The 6801-nt window shown below is 41.3% G+C and carries 7 protein-coding genes; all 7 read right to left on the reverse strand.

Annotated elements, in window-relative coordinates; all coding sequences use genetic code 11:
• On the reverse strand, positions 1-557 hold a 557-nt coding region (locus CAG65_RS05485; RefSeq protein ID WP_161452720.1), incomplete at its 3' end, for an acetyltransferase.
• Positions 550-1623, reverse strand: coding sequence for an N-acetylneuraminate synthase (gene neuB, locus CAG65_RS05490; protein WP_161448887.1), 1074 nt, complete (start codon positions 1621-1623; stop codon positions 550-552). The genes neuB and CAG65_RS05485, both read right to left, overlap by 8 nt.
• A gap of 7 nt (positions 1624-1630) precedes the next feature.
• On the reverse strand, positions 1631-2824 hold the full coding sequence (neuC, locus tag CAG65_RS05495; RefSeq protein ID WP_161452722.1) for a UDP-N-acetylglucosamine 2-epimerase: 1194 nt from the start codon (positions 2822-2824) through the stop codon (positions 1631-1633).
• A 16-nt stretch (positions 2825-2840) separates the two neighbouring features.
• On the reverse strand, positions 2841-3992 hold the full coding sequence (locus tag CAG65_RS05500; RefSeq protein WP_161452725.1) for a LegC family aminotransferase: 1152 nt from the start codon (positions 3990-3992) through the stop codon (positions 2841-2843).
• Positions 3993-4004: 12 nt separating this feature from the next.
• Entirely contained in the window at positions 4005-5195 is a 1191-nt protein-coding gene (locus tag CAG65_RS05505) for a UDP-N-acetylglucosamine 4,6-dehydratase (RefSeq protein ID WP_161448880.1), read from the reverse strand.
• Positions 5195-6460 carry a UDP-N-acetyl-D-mannosamine dehydrogenase gene (gene wecC / locus CAG65_RS05510; RefSeq protein WP_161452727.1) on the reverse strand — a complete coding sequence of 422 codons (1266 nt, stop codon included), beginning with the start codon at positions 6458-6460 and terminating at the stop codon, positions 5195-5197. Before wecC ends, CAG65_RS05505 begins: the two co-directional genes overlap by 1 nt.
• 24 nt (positions 6461-6484) lie before the next feature.
• Positions 6485-6801 (reverse strand): UDP-N-acetylglucosamine 2-epimerase (locus tag CAG65_RS05515; protein WP_161452729.1); only part of this gene is annotated, 317 nt, incomplete at its 5' end.

The raw sequence follows: 6801 nt of genomic DNA on the forward strand, positions 1-6801 counted from the left end.
CTGCCAATAGATACTCCTTGGATAACTGTTGAACCAGCTCCAATATAGACATTTTCTTTTGTCTCTACTTGACCACACAACGTTGCTTTAGGAGCAATATGGTTATAAGCACCTATTTTACAATCATGCTCAACCAGAGCACCTGTATTAATTATACTATGGCTACCCACTGTTACCCCAGTCTGAATAATCGCCATAGGTAAAATCTGAGTTCCTGCTTCTATTTTGGAAAAAGGCGAGACATATGCACTATCGGCGATGACCGTCTCAAACCGATAACCCAATGAGAGAAAATACTCATTAATTTTCCGCTTAAAACCAGATTTTGGCATCATACCGATACCATTAACTAAGAGAACTTTGTCTTTACTGAATGTCAACACATCTTCATCATTTTTTAGATGTGCCATTCCTCTAAATACTGGACGTTGACTTATATCTTCAGGGCTTATAACTGCAAGAATTTCTCTTCCCTGAGTAAGTAATATTTCGGTAAGAACAGAGGCATGGCCGCCTCCACCAATCATTACAATAGGAAGCATTGGCTGATCACTCAATGATTAGCTCTCCAGCTTTATAGCCTTTTGTCGCTCTAGAACCAATAAGCTCCCAATAGCGGTAAGGCGACAGACCAGAACCAGGGCGTTTAATCGTTAGATTCAATTCCGTTAGCTCTTCCCCTTCTTTAATGTCTGTTGCCGCCACTAAGCTTTTTCGAGCAACCGCTTTGTTCTTTACTTCAGATTCTGTGGGCGTTTTTACACTAGAACCTAGTGCTACTTCTATTTGACGAATCGCTTTTACCATAGCACCTAGTTCTTGTGGCTCAAGAGAAGCTTTATGGTCCGGTCCTTCCATATTTTTATCTAATGTAAAATGCTTCTCGATCAATACTGCGCCACGCGCCACCGCTGCAATTGGGATCGTTATTCCTTCACTATGATCTGAATAGCCTGCCGCTAGATCAAATGCTCGACCAAGTGTATCCATGGCTCTCAGATTGATCTCTTCCATTGGTGCAGGATATTCAGTCGTGCAGTGAAGTATTGTCACTTTTTCTTTTAAAGCCTTTTGACCAGCTTCTGAGGCATACGCTTCTTGAAAACCCAACATTGAAGGTTTTTCATCTTGAGCAGCAGTGTACCCAAAGGCTATCACCCCTAATGCTGCTTCTATTTCAGAAAGTGTCGCCATTCCTGTAGAAACAATAAGATCGCATCCCGTACGTGCGTGTGCTAATACAAGAGGGGCATTTGTTAACTCTCCAGAAGGTAGTTTTAAGCGTGTTAGGCCTAAATCATTCACCAAGAAATCTAAGCTTTCTAAATCGAACGCCGTTGACAAAAACTCAATACCAAGAGAATTACAGTATTTTACTAGATCGTGATGTATCTCATAAGACAGCTCCAAGCGGCTTAACATCGCCAACTGGGACTCTTGTTTTTTAGTGTTTGTGACTTGATATTCAGCTTGTTTAGCCTCTTCTGTCACTAGGTTTTTTGCTTTAAAAGTTTGGAACTTTACAATATCAGCCCCAGCTTTGTGAGCGGCATCGACCAAAGCAAAAGCTAATTCTTCTTGACCGTTATGGTTTACACCGGCTTCAGCAATAATCAAAGTCATGGTTGTCTCACTCTACTTTCTTATTTAAATCAGGTTCCACGTTTACGTCAAAGAATGATTTACACGGCTCAAAACGTAACGTCTTAATCATCTCGATGACTTGCTTGCTACTGTCGCCCTGACCATAAGGATTCACAACGATCTCGCCTTCAGCTTTGTATTTTCGACTTATTGCGAGGTTGATCGCGTTACTGATTGACTCTTTTGTAGCGTTGGCGTTTAGAACACTTTTAGCTGCTAAACGTCCTTTTTGCCTTGAACCAATATTCACAGTAGGAACATTAAAAGCAGGAACTTCAATAATCCCACTCGACGAGTTACCAATGACTGCCACCGCATGTTTTACTGAACTCAAGTAACGTACCTGCCCAAGAGACGGTATAGCTAACACTCTTTTAGGGTGGTTGGCAGCATAAGCTTCGAGCATTGGAATAATTCGTCGCCCACCATCATCCGCATTAGGGTAAGTCAATATGACTTGGTACTCAGGGTATTCATCCAAGGCATCCAACAAAGCTTGAAAACTCTCCTCTGGAGATTCATCACCTAAGGTTACTGGATGGTAAGTTACAACAAAATAAGGAGCAGTTAACTCAAAATTTAGTGATTCACCTAATTCAGAAACCGTCATAAAGGACGCTCGGTTCAAGTGATCTAAACCAATCGCACCAATGTTTCTTACACGCTCTGGCGATTCACCCAGTTGAATGACTCGATTTCGATACTCATCTGTCGATGTGCCATGCAAGTAACTTAATTTGGTAATAGCATGACGAATTGCGTCATCGTAGGCGCCTTCTGTTATCTCTCCGCCATGCAGATGAATAATTGGAATACGAAGTATCATGGCAGTTTGTGCTGCAGCAAGAGCTTCAAAGCGGTCCCCTAGAATGACAAGAACGTCTGGCGCTAATCGCGATAATGCATCTGCGAAACCCAAAACCCCCAGCCCCATACTTTTCGCTGTTCCTACAGCCGAATCAGAAGACAACAAAATCTCTATTTTTTCATCGATATTGAAGCCGTCTTTTTCAATTTGCTTATATGTATCACCAAACTCTGGCGATAGGTGCATACCAGAAACAAGCAATTGAAGCGTTAGGTCTGGATCGCTTTGAATGTCCTTTAAGAGCCAAAAGAGCAGACCATACTCTGCTCTTGTACCAGTAAAAACCGCGACCTTTTTCTGTGTCTGCGTCATGTATAAATGAACCTACTTAGCGTTGGATTTCCACTGGGGTACTTGGAAGGTTAATCAAGTGAGCCTCGATAAATTCAGAATGTGCAAGATCGCCACGTATTGCATTCTCAAACATTGGTAATCTATGCATGAGTTGCCAAATTGGACGAGTCATAACACCTGAACTATTTGTGCTAGTAAGAACCTCTTCTCTGCTTTCCTTGTCTGGACAAATGATTGCATTCAACCAGTAGTTTGACTGTGCGTAATCTGGCTCAGTGACAAATTTAAAGTCAGTTCCCTTGAAAAACTCACTATAGCACTCTGCAAGTTCTCTCTTTTGCTTCAAATACTGTTCGATGACTTCCATCTGAGCACAACCTAGAGCCGCATTCAAATTCGGCATACGGTAGTTAAAGCCAGGCTCATCATGGAAAAACTCATAAGGATGAGGAATTTTCGCTGTTGTTGTAACATGCTTAGTTCTTGCACCTAACTCTTGAGTTTTACATAGAACCATCCCCCCACCACCAGTAGTAATGATCTTATTACCATTAAAGCTGACCGCACCAAAGTCACCGATAGTACCTGTATGTTTGCCCTTATAGAAAGAACCAAGGCTTTCTGCTGCGTCTTCAACTAAAGTAATATCCCATTTGAGACAAATGGCAACCAACTCATCAAGCTCTACTGGATGACCAAATGTGTGCATAGGTACAACAGCTTTAATTCGTTTACCGGTTGTTTTATGAATACAACCAGTCTCAGTTACCTCAGCGTACTCATTTAAGAATTCATCCACTGCTTTAGGACAAAGGCCTAAACTAACTGGAGAGACATCCAAAAAAATCGGCTCCGCCCCCATATGGTACAGAGCATTACAGGTTGCCACGAAAGTCAGAGCTTGCGTAATTACAAGATCTCCCCTCTGAACATCAGCCATGTACAATGCGGCATGCAATGCCGCTGTGCCATTAACTGTTGCTACAGATTTAGCCGTCCCGGTGTAAACTTCAATTTTTCTTTCAAAGTCATCAACAAACTTACCTACGCTAGAAACAAAGGTACTCTCAATCGTTTCCATCACGTATGCTTTTTCGTTGCCATCGAACTTTGGAGAGTGCAATGGAATAAACTCGTTGGTTTTGTAGGTATCTCTAACAAAATCAACAATAGATATCGCTTTCATTGCTTGCCCCACTCACATCTTACTATCGAGGTATTTACCCGTTTCTTTGTGTCCAAAATCAGGAATCATTGTAAAGAACAATTCTACAATTTGCTCTTTAGTCCAAGCTCGCTCACCTTTCATCTCAGAAATGCTATTTTCAAACAAAGTTAGGAGCTCTTGCTCATAAAGACGCTCATTTTTGATGATGCCCAGATTTTCAAATCGAGACATATCCAACTCTTCTTTGTCTGTGAAAAACTCTTCAAAGTCTTTCTCGCCAGTGGTATCACTCGTTGTAAACAAGCATGGCCACTTACCCTGCTCTGGAAGCGTATGTGCTAGTTGACGCGCTTCTTCTTCTGTTTCACACAAGTGAGGCTTATAGCCCAATTGCTCTAAGTACTTAACTGCAATATCAGCAAACGAGATAAGGTGCAAAGCTTCACTCAGTTTCGGAAAGAAAATGTCACGGTTTTCACCAAAGATACAAGACATTAAACATAGTTCACCCGACTCTTGAGGCGTAACAAAGTAGCGTTTGATGTCATTTGGCGCCACGATAGGTTGGCGCTTTTGGATGCGTTGGTTAAATCCGTGTAGCAGCGATCCATCAGAGAATGCGACATTTGCAAAGCGAGCAGTTGAGATTGTCATTTGCTCACTTTTACGCATCAAGAACATCTCCATAATACGCTTTGACGCTCCCATCATATTAACTGGATTTGCGGCTTTATCTGTTGAAACACAGAAGTATTTTTTCGAGCCCGCATCAATAGACTGCTGAATGGTTTTATCTGTATTAAAGACGTTTACATCAATCATACGCATCAATGTATAAGGATCTTTTTCACTTCTAACATGCTTGAGCGCAGATAAGTTCAATACATAGTCAAACTTACCATCGGCTTTTATGAATGCGTCGTACTCTAGAGAACCAATGTCCAAAGCAAATGTCTGGAAATCACCATCAATGTAACCAAATGAGCTGCGGATATCTCGAACAAGCTCTACCATATTGTTTTCACTAATATCGACAACATGCAGCTTCTTAGGATTACGCTTGAAGATTTCTTTAGTTACAGCTTGGCCAATTGAACCTGCACCACCAAGCACAAGGAAACTTGACTCTGAGACAATGCGCGACAGTTCTACTTCATGATTTTCAATATCTTGTGTGAATAAGGCTTCGGTACGACCGATTAAAGGCAAAATGACGTTCATTACCAAATCCCCTTGGTATCTACTAAATATGGTGAACTTAGTGACTCAGCTTTAAACTCTTTATGATCAACAAGCATTACATGAATATCAGCATTCGCTTTTGCTAGTTCAAAACTCTGAAGTTCAACTTGCTCTAGCGAATTTGGTAATTGATTAATGTTAGGTTCGACAGCAATCACACTACCAGTATGTAAAGAAGCAATTTCTTTCACGATTTGCATCGCTGGGCTTTCACGTAGATCGTCGATATCTGGTTTAAAAGCTAGGCCATAACATGCAATTGTAATGTCTTTTGCAGTTTTATCAGTATTCTCTTGTAAGAAGTCTGCAATGGCCATTTTTGTTTTATCTACAACCCAGTTAGGTTTGCTATCGTTAACTTTTCGTGCCGTATGGATAATCTGGGCTTCCGCTGGCGTTTTTGAAACGATAAACCAAGGATCTACTGCGATACAGTGACCACCAACCCCAGGGCCTGGTTGAAGGATATTCACGCGTGGGTGACGATTTGCCAAGGCAATCAATTCCCAAACATTAATATCTAGCTTATCGCAGATTACTGAAAGCTCATTTGCAAAGGCGATTTGTACATCACGAGAACTGTTTTCTGTCAGTTTTGCCATTTCCGCAGTGCGAGCATTAGTAATAACACATTCGCCTTGAACAAAAGTTTGGTATAGTTCTACCGAGCGTCGTGAACATTTAGGTGTAAGACCACCAATAACACGGTCGTTTTCAACCAATTCTCGAACGACATGTCCCGGCAATACACGCTCAGGACAATGCGCAATATTAATGTCAGCGTTTTCCCCATGAGTCTGTGGAAAGGTAAGATCTGAGCGCGCTTGAGCTAGCCAATCAGCCATTTGCTCGGTAGCTCCAACTGGTGACGTTGACTCTAGAATCACTAAGTCGCCTTTCTTTAAAACGGGAGCAATCGCTTTACTCGCAGCTTCAATGTAAGAAAGGTCTGGTGCAGGCACTTCTCCGTCTTTACGAGGAAGGAAAGGCGTTGGGACAGCAATCAGAAAAGCATCGGCCGCTTCCGGAGTCGTTACAGCTTTTAGATAACCCTCTTTCACCGCTGCATTTACGATCATATCAAGTTCAGGCTCTACAATATGAATTTTCCCTTGATTGATCGTGTCGACAGCATATTGGTTAACATCTACACCTATTACTTTTTTCTTGCGTGATGCAAACATTGCTGCTGTTGGTAGACCTATGTAACCTAACCCTATAACTGAAACTGTTTCAAAAGACATATATTTCTCGTTAAACTTATTAAATTATTTTGCTAAAATATCTAGAATTTTTTGACAAGCTTTCCCGTCACCATATGGATTATGTGCGAAACTCATATCTTTATATGCTTGCTTGTCTTTAAGTAAATGAGTTAAGGCTGTAACTATTTTATCAACGTCAGTACCAACTAATTTCACAGTGCCAGCTTCGATTGCTTCTGGACGTTCTGTAGTATCCCGCATAACAAGTACAGGCTTTCCTAATGATGGCGCCTCTTCTTGGATACCACCGGAATCAGTTAAAATAAGATCTGCTTTATTCATTAAATAAATGAATGGTAAATACTGTTGAGGTTCAACCA

The organism is Vibrio sp. V39_P1S14PM300, assembly GCF_009904765.1.
Taxonomy (GTDB): domain Bacteria; phylum Pseudomonadota; class Gammaproteobacteria; order Enterobacterales; family Vibrionaceae; genus Vibrio; species Vibrio proteolyticus.